This is a genomic window from Polaribacter sargassicola (genome assembly GCF_021991835.1).
GTDB classification, from domain to species: Bacteria; Bacteroidota; Bacteroidia; order Flavobacteriales; family Flavobacteriaceae; genus Polaribacter; species Polaribacter sargassicola.
In genome coordinates this window covers 1-463 of the sequence record NZ_JAHDAU010000039.1, presented here as the reverse complement: position 1 = coordinate 463, position 463 = coordinate 1, and the positions used below count along the sequence as shown (strand labels likewise).

At 37.8% G+C, this 463-nt stretch carries 1 protein-coding gene; it reads left to right on the top strand.

Translation table 11 applies throughout. The features are described 5' to 3' along the window. A partial coding sequence (locus KI686_RS15715; RefSeq protein WP_237590279.1) for an alpha-L-fucosidase occupies positions 1 to 463 on the top strand: 463 nt, incomplete at both ends.

Sequence of the window (463 nt, the reverse complement as noted above, 5' to 3'; positions counted from 1 at the left end):
TCTCCAACAATATGAATGTCCAGAATGGTTTAGGGATGCTAAGTTTGGTATTTACATGCATTGGGGGGCTTATTCTGTTGCAGAACAAGGAGAATGGTATGCCAGAAGATTGTATGTGGAAGATAGACCAGAATATGAACATCACTTAAAAACATATGGACACCCTTCTGAGTTTGGATATAAAGATTTTATCCCGATGTGGAAGGCAGAAAATTTTGATCCAGATAAATTAGTAGGTTTATTCAAAAAAGCAGGCGCTAAATACTTTACACCATGTGCGGTACATCATGATAATTTTGATTTATGGAATTCTAAACACCATAAATGGAATGCCGTAAATATGGGGCCAAAGAAAGATTTAATTGGTATGTGGCGAGAGGCGACGCTAAAAGCAGGCTTGCGTTTTGGGGTAACAACCCATTTATCAAGAAGTTATAGTTGGTTAAATACTGCGAATGGCACA